Genomic DNA, 17,131 nt, shown 5'->3' with positions numbered 1-17,131 from the left:
TCATTCTGGGGCTTTCCGTGCCGACTATTCGCCGAACATGGCGCGCCTGGGGTTGTCGGTGAAGATGCTCTGGAGGGTGTCCTCACCGATGCCAGACCGGAGCGCCCGCTCTGTGAACTCCTCGAAGAGGAAGGTGAGTCCGGGGCCGCCGTGCGACGCCTGATGCGATCGCTGGCTGACGTCCTGCGAGAGCAGGATGCGGTGGCCGTAGCCCTCCGCGATCACGCGGGCGAGATAGTCGACGCGGCGCTGCAGCTCGTGCTCGATGATCGTGCCGCCCACCTTGCAGGCCATCATGCAGTCGTATTCGATGAAGACGCCGCGTCGCAGCAGGTCGAGGGAGTAGTCGACACTCTTGACGGTGTCGCTGTGGCCGATCACGATCCGCTCGGGGGAGACGCCCTCCGAAACGAGGATGTCGATCTGCGCCTCGCCCGTCGGGAAGGAGGGCGCGTGCGTGCTGATCATGACGCCCGTCTCGGCGGCGGCGCGACCCGCGGCACGAAAGGAGCGCTCCTCCTGGGCTGTGATGTGGGGCAGGTCGGAGGCGATCTCGCCCAGGAAGCCGGCACGGATGCCCGTGCCAGGGATCTCGTCGCAGAGGTCCGCGATGAGGTAGTCGGCGATCTGCGTGACCGAGTTGCGGTCCCACCACTCGGTGTCGAAGTACTTCTGGAAGTAGTGGCCCGTGCCCAGGATGACGGTCGCGCCCGTGGCATCCGCGACGGCCTTTGTCGCGAGCACGTTGGCGATCGAGCGCGAGCCCGTCGTGGGGTTCTGCACCTGGTGCGCGGGGTCGCGGTCGAAGTAGACGGGGGCGGCGTGGTTGCTGAGTTCGCCGTTGGTCATGTCCCAGAGGGTCGTGCCGCCCGCCGCGACGAAGCGCGAGACGTCGTCGACGCGCTCCTGCCACACCGTCATGAAGCCGTCGCGCGGCTCGGTCGGGGTCATGTTGATGAAGACGTGCTCGTGGGGAAGCGTGACCCCCATCTGCTCGGGAGTGATGGGTCCCGTGACGCTCTCGACGGTCTTCATCCCGTTAGTGTATCCCAGACAGCTTCGAATGGATCCAAAAGAACGAGGAGCGCGAATGTCTTCACAACCCGTCAGCGCGTGGCCGTCGTCGATCCGCCTCCGCGACCTCGGCAGCCCGCGGCGCCTCGTGCCGATGGTGCTCGGTTACGAGCCGATCTCTGAGGCGCTCTCCATCCGCGGCGGGCGGCCCGAGCGCTTCCTGCTCGAACCCGTCACGGCCGCCGCGCTCGTCTACGACGAGGCGTGGATCCTGCTCGACACGGGCTTCGACGTCGACGTTGTGCGCGACCCCGTGCGGCGAGGCGAGAGGTTCAACTACGACAGCTACACGGCCGTCGTCCCACCCGGCGACCCCCTCCGCGACCAGGTGGCGGCGGCGGGGCTCGACTGGGGGCGTCTTGCGGCCTGCGCCATCTCACACCTGCACGGGGATCACTCGGGTGGGCTGCGGCTCGTGGCCGGCCGCGCACCCCTTCTCATCCAGGCGGCCGAGTGGGAGTTCGCGACGACGGTCGCGGGGCGCCGCGACGTCTACTTCCGCGAGGACTACCTCCGGCCGGAACTCGAGGTCGTGCTGCTCGACGGCGACACCGAGATCGCTCCGGGCCTCACGGCGCTCGACACCAGCGGGCACACGCCCGGGCACCAGTCGTTCCAGATCGAGCTCGCCGACCGGGGCATCGTGCTGGCGTGCGACGCCGCCGACCTGCGCGCCTGCATCGACGAGGTGCGGCCCTGCGGTTTCACGGCGAGACCCGACGATGCGGATGCCGCGGTGGCGGCGATCCGGCGCCTCGCCGAGCTCGACCGACAGGGCTACGAGGTGTGGCCGGGACACGACCCCGAGTGGCCGGCCTGGCGGTCGAACGGCGAGTAGCGCAGCAGCACGGCGTGGCCGGTGCCGAGCACGGGCGCGCGGCCTACTACTATCGAAGCCATGCCCAAGCCCCTCGTGTCGATCATCATGGGCTCCGACTCCGACTGGCCCGTCATGGGCGAGGCCGCCGCTGTGCTCGGTGAGTTCGGTGTCGAGCATGAGGTCGAGGTCGTCTCGGCGCACCGCACCCCCGACAAGATGGTCTCCTTCGGTCGTGGGGCGGCGAGCCGCGGCATCCGTGTCATCATCGCGGGCGCGGGCGGCGCCGCCCACCTGCCCGGCATGGTCGCCTCCGTCACGACGTTGCCCGTCATCGGCGTGCCCGTGCCGCTCGCGCGGCTCGACGGGCTCGACTCCCTCCTCTCGATCGTGCAGATGCCCGCCGGCATCCCCGTCGCGACCGTCTCGATCGGCGGTGCCAAGAACGCCGGCCTGCTGGCCCTGCGGATGCTCGGCGCGACAGATCCGGCGATCGCCGACGCCCTCGCCCGCTACTCGCGCGAGCTCGAGTCCCTCGTCGAGGAGAAGAACGCTGCCCTCAAGGCGCGCATCTAGGTTCCCTCCGTGATCTCGTCGACGCCGACCGTGCGCCACCCCGACACGGGGTCGCGCGAGGTCATGACGGTGCGCGGGTGGTGGCTCGTGGGCCTCAACCTGCTGATCCCGGGCTCGGCGCAGCTGCTTGCGGGCAACAGGCGGCTCGGCCGATTCGGCGTCTCGGCGACCTTCGTGCTGTGGGCGCTCGCGATCATCGTGCTCACGGTGTATCTCATCGATAGTGGCATTCTGCTCGCGCTTGGCACGAACACGATCGCTCTCACAGTTGCCCAGGTGTTCCTCACGGCTTACGCAGTGCTGTGGCTCGTGCTCACCCTCGATGCGCTGCGGCTCGTCCGACTCGTGAAGGCGTCCCCCTCCGCACGGCCTTTCATCGCGGGGTTCGCGGTCGTCGCCCTCGTTGCGACCGCCGGCAGCGCCGCCTACGGTGCCTACGTCACGGGCGTCGCCCGGGATGCGATCGCCTCCGTCTTCCAGAGCGGCGACTTCCAGGAGCCCGTCGACGGCCGCTACAACATCATGCTGCTGGGAGGCGACGCGGGCGCCGACCGACTGGGGCTGCGACCCGACAGCATCTCGGTCGTGAGCGTCGACGCTGAGACGGGATCGACCACCATCATCGGCATCCCCCGCAACTTCGAGCGCGCGACGTTCTCGGAGGGTTCGCCCATGTTCCAGGTCTACCCGAACGGCTACGACTGCGGCGACGAGTGCCTCATCAGCTACCTCTACACGGTGGGCGAGGAGCACGCGGAACTGTATCCGGATGCCGCGGAGAACGGCAGCAACGCCGGCATCGAGGCCATGCGAGATGCCGTCGAGGGTGTGACGGGCCTCACGATTCAGTACTACGTATTGATCGACATGGAGGGCTTCGCCCAACTGATTGACGCCCTCGGGGGAGTCGAGGTGGAGATCCCGGAGCGGCTCGCCTACGGACCCGTGACCTCCTCCGTACCGCTCGGCTACTTCGAGCCGGGCGTGCAGCGACTCGACGGCTACCACGCCCTCTGGTACGCCCGTTCGCGTTTCGGGAGCGGCGACATCGACCGCATGGAGCGGCAGCGTCAGGTGCAGCAGGCGATCATCCAGCAGATGGATCCAGGCAACGTGGCGCTCAAGTTCCAGGCGGTCGCGGATGCGGGCGTGCAGGTCGTGAGCACCGACATCCCCGACGTCATGCTCGGCCACTTCATCGATCTGGCCGCCAAGTCGCAGCAGCTCCCGATCAACACGCTCGAGCTCGTCGATCCGCAGGTCGACGTGCTGCACCCCGACTACCCGTCGATCCACGCGCTCGTGCAGTCCTCGCTCCTGAGCCCCGAGTCGACGGAGTAGCGGCGGGCTAGAGCTCTGCGTGCAGTTGCCACACGCCCGCAGCGGAGTCGGCCCAGCTAAAGGCGCGCGCACGGTCGAGGCTTTGCACGCGCATCCGCTCGACCGTGTCGGGGTCGTCGACGATGGAGGCGATCGCCTGCGCGAGGCGGGCCGGATAGCCGGCCTCGTGGGAAAGGGGCACGGTGTATCCGGCTCCCGCCGCCACCTCGACAAGGGCGGGGGCGTCGGAGTGCACGACGGGGGTGCCGAAGCTGAAGGCCTCGACCACGGGCAGCCCGAAGCCGGCGGATGCGCTGGGCAGCACGAAGACGCTGGCCCGGTCGAGCACGACGGAGAGGTCGGCATCGGAGAGTGTTCCGAGTGTGCGCACGCGATCCTCGGCGAGACCCGCCTCGGCGGCGACGCCCGCGACCTCGAGCCCGCCCCACGCGGAGGGGCCCGCGATGAGCAGGGGCAGGTCGACGGAGTCGGGGTGGGCGAGCGACTCGATGAGGGCGCTCAGACGCCGGTGCGGCTCGAGGCTGCCCATCGTGAAGATGTAACGCTCGGGCAGCGCGAGGCGCGCGGCGCGCTCCTCCGCGTCGACGGGCACCTGGAGTTTTGCACTGACGGCGCCGCCGATGACGCGGATGCGGTCACCGAAGTCGAGCAGTTCGCCAAGTTCGGAGGCGACCGCGTGCGAGGGCACGACGACCGCGTCGGCGTGGCGTTGCGCCCGCTTCGCCATCGCCTTGTGGAAGGCGACCGTGCCGGAGCCGAGCGACTCAGGATGCGTCCACGCCAGGACGTCGTGAATGGTCACGACCGTCTGGTTGCCCGGGTCGTTGATGCGGTCGTGCCGCCCGAGGGGAGCCAGCGGGCTGGTCGCGTGCAGCATCCCCTTGGGGCTGCGCCAGGTGCCATCGGGGCCTCGTCCGGGGATGCTCGTCGCGCCAAAGCGCCAGGCGAGGGCGAGTTCACGCCGCGGCAGCGGGAGACGGATGATCTCGGCGAGGCCCGGCAGGAGTGTGGAGAGCTGCTCCATCTCCTCCTCGCCGACTGCGGAGACGATGCCGGCGACGCTGCACTCGGGCGGGGCCTGCGCGATCAGTTCGCGCGTGAGTTCCTCCGTGTAGCGGCCGATCCCGCCGGGCACTGGGGCGACCAGCTGGTCGATGGTCACCCGCAGTTCGGTGCTCATGACCGTCTCGCGACACCCGATTCGAGGGCGTCGGCGATCGCTTCGCGCCAGTCACGCATGGGGGAGAGGCCGGCGCGCGCCCAGGCGTCGTGGCCGAGCACGGAGTAGGAGGGTCGCGCGGCCGGGCGCACGAAGCTCGCGCTGTCGGTCGGTTGCACGCGCTCCGGGTCGAGGCCGCTCAGCCGGAAGATCTCGCGCGCGAAACCGAACCAGCTCACCTGCCCTGCGTTGGTTCCGTGGTAGGCGCCGGCCGGGGCATCCGAGTCGACGAGGGCCACGATCTGACGGGCGAGGTCGAGGGTCCACGTGGGCTGGCCGACCTGGTCGTCGACGACCGTGAGGGTCTCGCGCTCGCTCGCGAGGCGCAGCATGGTCGAGGCGAAGTTGGGGCCGTGCTCGCCGTAGAGCCAGGCGGTGCGCACGATGTAGGTGCCGTCGGGGTGCGCCGAGAGGGCGAGTCGCTCGCCCTCCGCCTTCGTGCGGCCGTAGGCGTTCTTCGGCTCGATGGGGGCGTCTTCGGGGTAGGGGGAGCTCGCGTCGCCCGCGAAGACGTAGTCGGTCGAGACGGTCACGAGGCGCGAGTCGTGCTGGGCCGCGGCTGCCGCGAGGTTGCTGGGGCCGATCGCGTTGACGGCGTGTGCGTCGTCCTCGTGCGTCTCGGCGTCATCGACCTTCGTGTAGGCGGAGGCGTTGATGATCACGTCGTGACCCGCGGATGCTTCGAGCACCGCGTCGAGGTCGGTCACGTCGAGCTCGGCGCGCGTGAGGGCGGTCACATCGCGCCCGGCGAGCACCGTCTGCAGGTCGCGGCCGAGCATGCCGCCCGCTCCCGTGAGGAGAATGCGCGACATCCGAATCACTGACCCTGTGCTCACTGTCCTTGGGCCTTGTAGCGGGCCTCGGTGGCGTCTTTCTGGGGCGCCCACCAGGCCTCGTTGTCGCGGTACCACTCGATGGTGGCGGCGAGGCCGGCCTCGAAGTCCTCGTAGCGGGGCTCCCAGCCGAGTTCGCGCCGCAGGCGGCTCGAGTCGATCGCGTAGCGCAGGTCGTGGCCGGGGCGGTCGTTGACGTGGTCGTAGGCGTCGGCGGGCTGGCCGAGCTGCGTGAGGATCAGCTCGACGACCTCCTTGTTGTTCTTCTCACCCTCGGCGCCGATGAGGTAGGTCTCGCCGATCTGACCGCGGTCGAGGATGGCGAGCACGGCCGAGGAGTGGTCGTTGGCGTGGATCCAGTCGCGCACGTTCTCGCCCGTGCCGTAGAGCTTGGGGCGCTCGCCGCGCAGCACATTGGTGATCTGGCGGGGGATGAACTTCTCGACGTGCTGGAACGGGCCGTAGTTGTTGGAGCAGTTCGAGATGGTGGCCTGCACCCCGAAGGAGCGCACCCAGGCCCGCACGAGCAGGTCGCTGCCCGCCTTGGTGGAGGAGTAGGGGCTCGAGGGGTTGTAGGGGGTCTGCTCGGTGAACTTGGCGGGGTCGTCGAGCTCGAGGTCGCCGTAGACCTCATCCGTTGAGATGTGGTGGAAGCGGGTGCCGTGCTTGCGGGCCGCTTCGAGCAGCGTGTAGGTGCCGACGATGTTGGTGTCGAGGAAGGGGCGCGGGTCGTCGAGCGAGTTGTCGTTGTGGCTCTCGGCCGCGTAGTGCACGACGGCGTCGTGCTTCGGGAAGAGCTCGTCGAGGAGTGCGGCGTCGCAGATGTCGCCCTGCACGAACTCGAAGCGACCCTCGGGCAGCCCCTCGAGGGAGGCGCGGTTGCCCGCATAGGTGAGCTTGTCGAGCACCGTGACGCTGTGGTCGGTCTCATTGAGCACGTGGTGCACGAAGTTGGAGCCGATGAAACCGGCTCCGCCGGTCACGAGGATCTTCATGGGGGGATCATGCCTCCTTGGCGGGTCGCGAAGAGTCTAGCCGCGCTGAATCCTGCGCTTGATGAGAGCCGATCGCACCGCGAGACCGCAGCGCAGGGAGATACGCACGGGCCATAGGAGCGCACCGGAGTACTTCTTGTCGAGGAACCGCCGGGCGCTGACGTGGTGTGCCTCGATCATGGCGGCGGATTCACCTGTCGTCGAGTGGGCGCCCGTGTGGGTGACGACGGCGGCCGGCTCGTAGACGTTGCGGAACCCGTGGCGGCCGAGCCGGTATCCCAGGTCGACATCCTCGAAGTACATGAAGAAGGCGGGGTCGAATCCGCCGACCGCCTCCCAGGCGCTGCGCCGCACGAGCAGGCACGAGCCGGAGAGCCAGCCGGCATCCGAGCGCTCGCTGCCGCTCACGGTGTCGTCGCGGTAGGCGCGCGTCCACGGGTTGCCGTTCCAGAGGTTCGCGAAGAGGGCATGGCCGACGCCTGTCCGCAGCGACGGCACGGCCCGCGCCGAGGGGTAGAGCTCGCCTTCCGCCGTCAGGGTTGCGGGCCCGACGGCGCCGATGCGTGGATCCTCCTCGCCCGTCGCGACAAGGGTGTCGATCGCGCCGGCACTCATGACGAGGTCCGGGTTGCTCACGAGGATCCACTCGACCGAGGGGGCGACGGATGCCACGGCGGCGTTCACTGCGGCACCGTATCCGACGTTCGTGGGGAGGGCGACGTGGCGGGCGCCGTGCGCGGTGACGAGCGCCGCGACATCCTCGTCACTGCCCGCCTTGTTGTCGGCGACGAGGGCTTCGATGGGCTGAGTGCTCGCGGCGCTCAGCGAATCGAGGAAGGCGGGGAGCACGTCGGCGGACCCGTAGCTCACGGTCACGACGGCGATGCGCGCGCCGGGCGGGGGTGAGCTGTTGGTCATGACCGCCCCATCCTAGACCGGCGCGGCGGTGGTCTAGGCTAGATTGTTCGATGGCCTGCCCGGGGCTGTCTGGTGGGGAAGATGAACTATCTGAAGGAAGTGCTCGCGTCGCGCGAGTTGCTCATCAACCTCACGATGCGCGAGGTCAAGGGCAAGTACAAGCGCACGGTGTTCGGCCAGCTGTGGTCGCTCGCGAACCCGCTTGCGCTCATGCTCATCTACACCTTCGTCTTCTCGTTCATCTTCCGCATCCAGCTCGAGCCGGGCGACCCGAGCGGTCTCGATGTCTTCGCAATCTGGCTTCTCTGCGGCCTTCTCCCGTGGATCTTCTTCGCCAACGTGCTCAACTCGGGCATCACCTCGCTCGTCTCGAACGCGGGGCTCATCCAGAAGGTGGCCTTCAGCCGGGTGGTGCTGCCGCTCTCGCAGGTGGCTTCGGCCGCCTACAACTGGCTGTTCGAGATTGCGGTGCTCGTCGTCGTGCTGACGATCCTGGGGGCATTCGTGCTGCCGTGGCTTCCGCTCGTGGTGGTGGCGATGGTGCTCCTGGCGGGCTTCGCGGCCGGCCTCGCGCTCATGCTGTCGATCGCGAACGTCTACTTCCGCGACACCCAGTGGTTCCTCTCGATCATCCTGCAGCTCTGGATGTACCTGAGCCCCGTCATCTATCCCGTCTCCCTGGTGGCGGATGCCTCGGAGGACGCCGGCGGAGTGCTCGGCACACCCGTGACGATCCTCGACCTGTATCACCTCAACCCCATGGTCTACTTCCTCGAGGTGTTCCGGAATCTCCTCTATGACAACCGTTGGCCGGACCCCATGTCGTGGCTCATCTGCCTCGCCTGGGCGCTGGGGGCCCTCCTCGTGGGCTTCTGGGTGTTCCGACGCAACGAGCGCAACCTGGCGGAGGCGCTGTGATCAAGGAGGCGCTGTGAGCGATGTCGCGGTCCGGGTGGACCATGTCAGCAAGAGCTTCCGCATGTACCACGAGCGGAACCAGACCCTGAAGTCGGCCATCATGCGTGGCCGCACCTCCGTGCACGAGGACTTCTGGGCGCTGCAGGATGTGAGTTTCGACGTGCCGGAGGGCTCGACGTTCGGCCTGATCGGCAGCAATGGCTCCGGCAAGTCAACCCTCCTCAAGTGCCTCGCCAAGATCTACTACCCCAACAAGGGCACCATCACGCACTTCGGCAAGCTCGCGGCGATGCTCGAGGTCGGGTCGGGGTTCCACCACGAGCTGTCGGGTCGCGAGAACATCTACCTCAACGGCTCGATCCTGGGGATGTCGCGCAAGGAGATCGACCGCAAGTTCGACGACATCGTCGGCTTCTCGGGCGTTGAGCAGTTCATCGACCAGCCCGTCAAGAACTACTCCTCGGGCATGTATGTGCGCCTCGGTTTCTCGGTCGCGATCAACGTCGACCCGGACATCCTCGTGGTCGATGAGGTGCTCGCGGTGGGTGACGCGGAGTTCCAGAAGAAGTGTTTCGACAAGTTCGCCGAGTTCAAGCGCGTCGGCAAGACGGTCATCCTCGTGAGCCACTCGATGGAGTCGGTGCGCTCGATGTGCGATCACGCCGCGTGGCTCAACAAGGGCACGCTCAAGGCGGTCGGGGAGGCCGCTCCTACCATCGCTGCCTATGAGGCCTCGCTGAATAACGGGTGATGTCGCCCCGCTAGGCTGGTCGGGTGCAGATCCGCGAGCTCTCCATTCCCGATTCCTACGAGATCACACCCAAGCAGTTCGGCGACGACCGTGGCGTATTCCTCGAGTGGTTCCGCTTCGACCGCCTTGAGGAGGCGATCGGCCACCGCTTCGACCTGCGGCAGTCGAATACGTCCGTCTCCAAGAGGGGCGTGGTGCGCGGCATCCATTTTGCGGATGTCCCGCGCGGCCAGGCCAAGTATGTGACGGCCACGCACGGTGCCGTGCTCGACTACGTGATCGACATCCGGGTGGGCTCGCCGACCTTCGGCCAGTGGGACTCGGTGCTGCTCGACGACAAGGACCGGCGGGCGATCTACATCGCGGAGGGCCTCGGGCACTGCTTTGTGGCGTTGACGGATGACGCGACCGTGAGCTACCTCGTGAGCGACGTGTACAACCCCGCCAAGGAGCACGGCATCAACCCGCTCGACCCGGAGGTGGGTCTCGTGTTCCCACCCGAGGCCGGGGAACCTCTTCTCTCCCCGAAGGACACGGATGCCCCGGGCTTGAGCGAGGCGGCGGAGCAGGGTCTGCTGCCCCAGTACGCCGACATCCGTCGCTACTACGACTTTCTCAACCACAAGGACATCTGACGATGCGCGGAATCATCCTCGCCGGCGGCTCCGGCACCAGGCTCTGGCCCATCACCAAGGGCATCTCGAAGCAGCTCATGCCGATCTTCGACAAGCCCATGATCTACTACCCGCTGTCGACGCTCATGATGGCGGGCATCAACGAGATCCTCATCATCACAACGCCCGAGTACAACGCGCAGTTCAAGGCGTTGCTGGGTGATGGCAGCGATCTCGGCATCACGCTCGAGTACGCGGTGCAGCCGGCGCCGGAGGGTCTCGCGCAGGCCTTCATCATCGGTGAGGACTTCATCGGCGATGACAGTGTCGCTCTCGTTCTCGGCGACAACATCTTCCATGGCGCGGGCCTCGGCTCCTCGCTCCGAAACCACGGCGAGATCGAGGGTGGGCTCATCTTCGCATACCACGTCTCAAACCCGACCGCCTATGGCGTGGTCGAGTTCGACGACAACATGACGGCGGTCTCGATCGAGGAGAAGCCGAAGAAGCCGAAGAGTAACTACGCGGTGCCCGGCCTCTACTTCTACGACAACGATGTGGTGGAGATCGCGAAGTCGATCGAGCCGAGCGCTCGCGGCGAGCTCGAGATCTCGACCGTCAACGAGCGCTACCTCGACGCGGGCAAGCTGCAGGTGCAGGTGCTCGACCGCGGCACCGCCTGGCTCGACACGGGAACCTTCGAGTCGATGATGCAGGCCTCCGAGTATGTGCGCGTGATCGAGGACCGCCAAGGCTTCAAGATCGGCTGCATCGAGGAGATCGCCTGGCGTGCAGGCTGGATCGACGACGCACAGCTGCGGACGCTCGCGGAGCCGCTCGTCAAGAGCGGATATGGTCGCTACCTGCTTGACCTGCTCGCCGCCAAAGAATAGGTGACGGCCGAGATGCCACTCGGCTCCCCTCAAATGTAGCTTCCCCCCATCCGAGGGGCGTTTCGACGCGGATGTGCGAAACCGGGAGGCTCTTCGGTTAGCCTGTTGAACGGTGTCGAACGGGCGACACGGTTGGGGTCGAGGTCATGCAGAAGTCTGTTCGGGGTCTGGGGATGCGATTCGTCGCGGTGGTAATGGCGACGCTGCTTCTCGCCACAGGGTTCGCCGTGGCATCCGATGTGACGACCACCGCCCCTGCCGAGGCGGCTGACGCTTCACTGTTCACCCCCGGCTACATCATCAGCGACGACAATTTCTATAACGGCGCGGCTATGACCGAGGCTGAGATTCAGAACTTCCTTAACGCGATGGCACCCGGCGCGTGTGGCGCTAACGGCTGTATTAAGGAGTATCGGCAGGATACGGTCAGCAAGCCGCAGTACTACTCAGACACCGCGGGTTCAGTGCAATGCACCGCCTACACGGGCGCGGCTAACGAGTCTGCCGCCCGCATCATCTTCAAGGTGCAGCGCGCCTGCGGCATCAGTGCCAAGGTCATCCTCGTGACGCTTCAGAAGGAACGCGGGTTGGTGACGAAGACGAATCCGATTCCTGCTGACTTCACCGTCGCGATGGGAATGGGCTGTCCCGACACTGCAGCGTGCGACACGAATTACTACGGATTCCACAACCAGGTGTGGTCGGCGGCCCGCCAGTTCAAGGCATATCGAGCGGCCCCGACCTACTTCAAGCACCGTGCTGGCGCGACTGTTGATCTCCTATTCCACCCTTCAGCGTCGTGTGGATCGTCGCGCGTGCACATCGCCAACGCTGCAACAGCAGGCCTGTACAACTACACCCCCTATCAGCCGAACGCCGCGGCGCTCGCCAACCTGTATGGCACCGGCGATAGCTGCTCCTCTTACGGCAACCGCAACTTCTTCCGCACCTACACCGATTGGTTCGGAAACCCGAAGACTCCCGCTGCCCCTGTGGGAAACATCGACTCTGTCGCTGCCGCGGGTGCCGAAGCCATTCGCGTGCGCGGGTGGACCTTCACCGGTGGCAAGACGGATCCGATTTCGATCCACGTCTACGTCGACGGAAAGTTCGCGACGAGCGCTGCCGCGAACGTCGCCCGAAGTGATGTCGCTGCTGCCTACCCGTTCCAGGGCCCCAACCACGGGTATGACCACACTTTCGCGGCATCGTACGGCAGCCACAAAGTCTGCGTCTACGGCCTGGATTCATTGTCCGGGGGTAATGCATTGCTCGGCTGTCGCACCGTCACGGTCAAGGCAGCGGAGCCGGCTGCGACAGAGTCGGCAGCCGTGTATCGCTTCTGGAGCGACACCTATAACGGCCACTTCTACACCCGTAGCGTGAACGAGCGAAACAAGCTCATCACTCAGTACCCGGATGCGGTGTGGCGCTATGAGGCCGTTTCCTTCGGGGCCTACGGCAGTCAGGTGGAGGGCACCGTTCCCGTTTACCGCTTCTGGAGTGCCACCTACAACGGGCACTTCTACACGACAAGCGCGGCCGAGCGCGACAAGGTGATCGCAGACTACCCGGACCACATCTGGCAGTACGAGAGCATCGCGTTCTACGTCTACCCCAATACCGCAGTGTCGTCGGATCTGAAGCCGATGGAGCGCTTCTGGAGCCCCACCTACCTCCACCACTTCTACACCGCGAGCGCGGCCGAGGCGGAGAAGGTGAAGACGACCTATCCCGCGTCGATTTGGACGTACGAGAACACGGCATTCAAGGTGCCAGCGGCGACGCCCGCGGCCGCGCCCCTGCCGTAGAGCGTCTAGCGGCGGAGGAGGCGCCGGATCGGCGACGCTGCCGACGCGAGCCCGCGTGCGAGACGGTATGAGGCGCTGCCCCTGATGTTCTCCAAGTGGAGTGCAGCTTCCGCGCTGACTCCACGAGCACCTTGCCACAGGAGTGCGATTTCTCGAATCTGAGTGTCGCGCCGCTCCAGAGCGGAAGTGTCGACGGGTGCGGATGCGGCATCCGATGCGGCCTGCCACAGTTCGGCGGCAGTGAACCCTGGTGAGAGGATGCGCTCCGAGTGGGCAGCGGTGAGCCTCGAGAGCTGCCGCATGTACGGTGCATCGGCGCGCTTCTGCCAGTAGCGATGGGGAGTTTCCGGTGCCTCTGGCGTCACCCAGTGGAGGCAGTGCCGGTTGAGCGCGATGAGCTGTTCGGGATCTCGGACCGGTGCGACCGTGACGCCCACGTGGAAGAGCTCGTCGATCTCGTCACTGACCACGACCCGGCGGTCGCACTGCGAGAAGCTCTGCACGTCACTCCTGGCAGCGACAGCGAGCGAGATCTCGCAGACGCGGGCGAGGGCATCCGGCAGTTGCTTCAGCAGGTCGGTGATGCGTGCTGTCGCCTCGGTCGGCGAGACTTCAGAGTTCCTCGTATCGAGGAGGATCTTGACCGGGGCAGCGTCCGAATACGGGAAGAGCAGGTCGGCGAAGCGGTCGAGGGCGACGTAGTCGTTGTGAATGAACGATACGACGCTCGACAGGTAGTACGGGTAGCGCGCGTGAAGGATGGCCGAGTTTCGCGCCTCCAGACTTGCGCGCTGCTCGCTGCCGAAGCTCGTACTACCCACATGGAAGACGAATGACCTGTTGGCGATGACGGACGAGTAGCCCGCCCCATTGATGCGGAGGCAGAAGTCGTTCTCTTCGTTGTAGCCCTTGCCGAAGATCTCGTCGAAGAGCCCGAAGCGGTCGATGATGGAGCGGCGGATGAGAAAGCAGAAGCCCACCGCGACGGGTGCCGTGTAAAAGCGGGGGAGCTCCGCGTTGACTGCGGTGAAGATCTCGTGTGCTCGCGCTGCATCGCGCTCTCCGTGATGGCTGCGATGGAACGGAATGGATGCGATCGTCGCGTCGTTGCTGCGCGGACAGGCGACGCCGTGCTCGTCTGACAGAAGAAGTACTTCGCGAAGCTCATCGAGCGCGCCGGGCGTGACCCTTGTGTCGCTATTGAGCAGGAGTAGGTCATTGCCGCTTGTGTCCAGCTCGAAGGCGGCGCGGTTGCAGGTACCGACGAAGCCGAGGTTGTGCGGGTTGCGTTCGTATCGGAAGTTTTCGCGGCCGTAGACGAGCCCCCGGAGCCCCGCCTCGATGGCGTCGGCCTCCGGACCGCAGTCGTTCACCAGGAGAACGTCGAAGACGGCTGGATCGGCGTGGTCGATGAGGGATCGCACGCAGTCTCTCAGTGAGGGCCAGTGGCCATACACGGGCACGACGATGGTGACGCGGTGTGATGCCCCGGGGGCAGCTGGAGAGTCGCTCACGCGGCGCGGTCCTTCGGCTAGACGATGTTCACGAGCCTACCGGCGGCAGGGGCGGGGAACTGTTTCTGTCTAGTCTTAGGGGGTGAGAGTCCTCGTCTTTTCGCACAGTTCCGCAGTGGACAACCTTGGGGGTGCCGAGCGGTCTCTCGTCGATTTCCTCGACCAGTGGCGAGCAGCGGTGCCCGGCCTGGAGCTTTTCGTGATCTCTCGCGCGCCGGAGGGGCACCTGCAACGGGAGCTGGATCGCCGCGGCATACCCTGGATGAATCTCGCGTTTCATTCGCTCGTGAGACACCGGCGGGCAACGACGCCCGCTGAGATCTACAGTTCGGCGAGGGACGATTTCGCGGCGGTGCGGGCGATCGAGAGATTCATCACCGAGTTCGGTGCCGAGCTTGTCGTCACTAACACGATCGTCGCGCCGTGGGCGGCCCTCGCTGCGAAGCTGGTGGGAGTTCCGCACGTGTGGTTTGCTCGCGAGTTCGGAGACGGACACGAGTTTCAGATCCCCCGGGACGATGTCTTCTCGGATATCGGCCTCCTCTCCGACCTGGTCGTGACGAACTCGCGTACCCTGCGTGAGTTCCTGAGCGAGTGGATCGACCCCGCCAAGATCGCGGTCCTGTATCCACGGCTCGAGGCAACTACACCGGGCGGAGAATCGAATGCTGCGGGCTGGCCATTCGCGTCGACTGATCCGGATGCGCTTCGGCTGGTGTGTGTGGGGCGAATTGCGGAGTCAAAGGGGCAAGCGCGCCTCGTCCGGGCTGCTGCTCAACTGAAACGGGAGGGCGTCGCCGTGGAGGTAGCCCTTGTCGGCTCGGCCACGGACGAGGACCGCCGACGAATCGAGGAACTCATCGGCGAACTTGCTGTGGACGATCGTGTCGCACTCACGGGAGAGTCGTCGAACCCGTCGGCATACGTCACGGCAGCCGATGCCGGTGTGGTCGTCTCCGACAGCGAAGGGTTCGGGCGCGTGACGGTCGAATACATGGCGGCAGACCGCCCTGTCGTGGGTGCGGCGACGGGCGCGACGGTGGAGCTGGTCGAGCACGGCGTCACAGGTTTGTTGTTCGAACCCGGGGATGTCGCATCCCTAGCCGAAGCTATCCGCAGCTATGCCCTCGACCGTGCAAAAGTGAGCCGGCACGGTGCCGCAGCGGGGCGAGCGTTGCGTGAGGATATCGTCGCCCGGCACACGCTGGCAGACCTGCTGCCGCGGCTCACGTCCGTCGTGAAGGACGGTTCGGCGCCGCTTACCACCCTCCCGAAGGTCTTTGCCTCGTGGATGACTCTTCCCGCAACCACGTTCGACCTGCTCGTCTCCTCGGGGTCTATGGTCGATCCGCGCACGTCCCGCACATGGCGGATCGGTGACCTCGCGCTCGCGGCGCCACGTAAGGCGGCGGCTCTCCTACGTAGGGCGGGGGTGCGAGCGTGAAGGTCATGCTCGTGTCCCACAGTTCCGCCGTCGACAACTTCGGCGGGGGAGAGCTGACCCTGCTCCACCTCATCGACCAGTGGCGTGCCCTGCGCCCCGACACCGAGTTCTTCGTCGTAGCCCGCACTCCCGAGGGGCTCATGCAACCAGAGTTCGAGAAGCGCGGCCTTGAGCACCGCTCGCTCGACTTCGACTCCTGGGTGCTGCCACTCGTGCGCGAACGGCCGATCGATGTGATCCTGACGGCGCGGATGGACTCGTGGGCGGTCACTCAGATCGCCGAGTGGATCCGTGAATTCGAGCCCGACCTCGTGGTCACCAACACGATCGTGTCCCCGTGGGCGGCTCTCGCTGCTCGCCTGGTCGGTGTGCCCCACGCGTGGCTCGTGCACGAGTACGGCGATCTCGACCACGGCCTCGGGTTCCGCACCGGTCGGGCCGAGACTTTTCAGGACATCGACATTCTCTCGGATCTTGTGGTCGCGAACTCGGAGGCGGTGCGCGACCACATCGCGCAGTGGATCGCGCCCGAGAAGCTCACGATCGCCTACCCCGCTATCGACCTTCCCCGTGCCCGCGAGCTTGCGGCCGAGGCATCCGCGCCCCCGAGTGCCGCGTCAGACGCCCTGCGCACCGTGATGGTGGGCCGTCTCTATCCGAGCAAGGGGCAGTGGCGCCTGCTGCGTGCCATGGCTCTGCTGAAGGACGAGGGGGTGCGGGTCGCCACGACGCTCGTGGGGAGAGCCGATGCTGAGGACGCGGCGGAGACGGCGGCGCTCATCGAGGAGCTCGGGATTGGTGAGCAGGTGACTCTTGTCGATGAGACCCGCAACCCCTTCGCCTATGTTGCGGCCGCGGATGTCGCGGTCATGGCCTCCACGTGCGAAGCGTTCGGGCGCGTCACGGTCGAGTACCTCGCCCTCGGCAAGCCGGTCGTCGCCGCCCGCTCGGGTGCCAATCCTGAACTCGTCAGCGACGGCGAGACGGGATGGCTCTTCGATACGGACGACATCGCCGACCTCGCTCGAGTGCTGCGAGCCGCGGCGGAGGACCGGGAGGAGGTCTCTCGTCGCGGCGAGGCAGCCGCTCGCTCGGTCGACGAGCGGCTGGCGCATGCCTACCCTGTCGAGGATCTGGTTGTACGCCTTGAGCAGGCTGCGGGGGCCGGTCCGACACCCATGCCGCGCCTGCCGCACATCATGCGCGAGTGGCTCGAGTTCCCGCCCGTGGTTGAGCGATACATGCGTGAGATGAACGACATCCGTGTTGCAGCGCATGGCTCGACGACCTGGCGGGTGGGGCGTCTGTTGACCGCCCCGCTGCGGGTGGCGTCGCGAACGCTGAAACGGCGGTGATCTGCTTCACGGGAGAGAGGCTGCCTGTCGCCTAAGCTTCATGGGTGGTCGATTTTGT

At 66.5% G+C, this 17,131-nt stretch carries 16 protein-coding genes; 10 read left to right on the top strand and 6 right to left on the bottom strand.

What is annotated here, in order from left to right; all coding sequences use genetic code 11:
• Positions 1-24 precede the first annotated feature (24 nt).
• Entirely contained in the window at positions 25-1,035 is a 1,011-nt protein-coding gene (locus OH146_RS04650) for a phosphotriesterase family protein (RefSeq protein ID WP_265157841.1), read from the bottom strand.
• A gap of 55 nt (positions 1,036-1,090) precedes the next feature.
• Between OH146_RS04650 and OH146_RS04645 the strand changes: the two genes are divergently transcribed.
• From OH146_RS04645 to OH146_RS04635, 3 genes are read left to right on the top strand one after another with little or no spacing between them, the layout of a single operon-like run.
• On the top strand, positions 1,091-1,912 hold the full coding sequence (locus tag OH146_RS04645; RefSeq protein WP_265157839.1) for an N-acyl homoserine lactonase family protein: 822 nt from the start codon (positions 1,091-1,093) through the stop codon (positions 1,910-1,912).
• Positions 1,913-1,972: 60 nt separating this feature from the next.
• Positions 1,973-2,467, top strand: a complete 495-nt coding sequence (gene purE, locus OH146_RS04640) for a 5-(carboxyamino)imidazole ribonucleotide mutase (RefSeq protein WP_265157837.1) — start codon at positions 1,973-1,975, stop codon at positions 2,465-2,467.
• A gap of 9 nt (positions 2,468-2,476) precedes the next feature.
• Entirely contained in the window at positions 2,477-3,808 is a 1,332-nt protein-coding gene (locus OH146_RS04635; protein ID WP_308214940.1) for an LCP family protein, read from the top strand.
• A 7-nt stretch (positions 3,809-3,815) separates the two neighbouring features.
• Here the strand turns inward: OH146_RS04635 and OH146_RS04630 are convergent, their stop codons facing one another.
• From OH146_RS04630 to OH146_RS04615, 4 genes are read right to left on the bottom strand one after another with little or no spacing between them, the layout of a single operon-like run.
• Positions 3,816-4,988 carry a glycosyltransferase family 4 protein gene (locus tag OH146_RS04630; protein ID WP_265157835.1) on the bottom strand — a complete coding sequence of 391 codons (1,173 nt, stop codon included), beginning with the start codon at positions 4,986-4,988 and terminating at the stop codon, positions 3,816-3,818.
• Positions 4,985-5,839, bottom strand: a complete 855-nt coding sequence (rfbD, locus tag OH146_RS04625) for a dTDP-4-dehydrorhamnose reductase (RefSeq protein ID WP_265157833.1) — start codon at positions 5,837-5,839, stop codon at positions 4,985-4,987. Before rfbD ends, OH146_RS04630 begins: the two co-directional genes overlap by 4 nt.
• A 20-nt stretch (positions 5,840-5,859) precedes the next feature.
• On the bottom strand, positions 5,860-6,855 hold the full coding sequence (rfbB, locus tag OH146_RS04620) for a dTDP-glucose 4,6-dehydratase (protein WP_265157831.1): 996 nt from the start codon (positions 6,853-6,855) through the stop codon (positions 5,860-5,862).
• Positions 6,856-6,891: 36 nt separating this feature from the next.
• The gene (locus OH146_RS04615; protein WP_265157829.1) at positions 6,892-7,773 is read right to left on the bottom strand and encodes a glycosyltransferase family 2 protein; all 882 of its coding nucleotides are present in this window, start codon (positions 7,771-7,773) and stop codon (positions 6,892-6,894) included.
• Positions 7,774-7,854: 81 nt separating this feature from the next.
• Here OH146_RS04615 and OH146_RS04610 point away from each other — a divergent pair, with 81 nt between their 5' ends.
• The 5 genes from OH146_RS04610 to OH146_RS04590 all read left to right on the top strand — a co-directional run bounded on the left by OH146_RS04610 (position 7,855) and on the right by OH146_RS04590 (position 12,760).
• A complete protein-coding gene (locus OH146_RS04610; RefSeq protein ID WP_265157827.1) occupies positions 7,855-8,691 on the top strand; it encodes an ABC transporter permease in 837 nt (278 codons plus the stop codon).
• Between the two features lie 13 nt (positions 8,692-8,704).
• Entirely contained in the window at positions 8,705-9,442 is a 738-nt protein-coding gene (locus OH146_RS04605) for an ABC transporter ATP-binding protein (RefSeq protein WP_265157825.1), read from the top strand.
• Positions 9,443-9,465: 23 nt separating this feature from the next.
• Positions 9,466-10,077: a dTDP-4-dehydrorhamnose 3,5-epimerase family protein gene (locus OH146_RS04600; RefSeq protein ID WP_265157823.1), complete on the top strand. Its 612-nt coding sequence runs from the start codon at positions 9,466-9,468 to the stop codon at positions 10,075-10,077.
• Between the two features lie 2 nt (positions 10,078-10,079).
• Positions 10,080-10,949 carry a glucose-1-phosphate thymidylyltransferase RfbA gene (rfbA, locus tag OH146_RS04595; protein ID WP_265157821.1) on the top strand — a complete coding sequence of 290 codons (870 nt, stop codon included), beginning with the start codon at positions 10,080-10,082 and terminating at the stop codon, positions 10,947-10,949.
• 146 nt (positions 10,950-11,095) lie between these two features.
• Positions 11,096-12,760 carry a hypothetical protein gene (locus tag OH146_RS04590; protein ID WP_265157819.1) on the top strand — a complete coding sequence of 555 codons (1,665 nt, stop codon included), beginning with the start codon at positions 11,096-11,098 and terminating at the stop codon, positions 12,758-12,760.
• A 5-nt stretch (positions 12,761-12,765) separates the two neighbouring features.
• Here OH146_RS04590 and OH146_RS04585 read toward each other — a convergent pair whose 3' ends face one another.
• Positions 12,766-14,274 carry a glycosyltransferase family 2 protein gene (locus OH146_RS04585; protein WP_265157817.1) on the bottom strand — a complete coding sequence of 503 codons (1,509 nt, stop codon included), beginning with the start codon at positions 14,272-14,274 and terminating at the stop codon, positions 12,766-12,768.
• 115 nt (positions 14,275-14,389) lie between these two features.
• Between OH146_RS04585 and OH146_RS13895 the strand changes: the two genes are divergently transcribed.
• Both OH146_RS13895 and OH146_RS04575 read left to right on the top strand, forming a co-directional pair.
• Entirely contained in the window at positions 14,390-15,718 is a 1,329-nt protein-coding gene (locus OH146_RS13895) for a glycosyltransferase family 4 protein (protein WP_265157815.1), read from the top strand.
• A gap of 5 nt (positions 15,719-15,723) precedes the next feature.
• On the top strand, positions 15,724-17,073 hold the full coding sequence (locus OH146_RS04575) for a glycosyltransferase family 4 protein (protein WP_265157813.1): 1,350 nt from the start codon (positions 15,724-15,726) through the stop codon (positions 17,071-17,073).
• Positions 17,074-17,131 lie beyond the last annotated feature (58 nt).

The sequence above is a fragment of the Homoserinimonas sedimenticola genome (assembly GCF_026094475.1).
GTDB classification, from domain to species: domain Bacteria; phylum Actinomycetota; class Actinomycetes; order Actinomycetales; family Microbacteriaceae; genus Homoserinimonas; species Homoserinimonas sedimenticola.
Note: the sequence above shows the minus strand (reverse complement) of the source record. Positions and strands in the feature narration are given on the sequence as shown.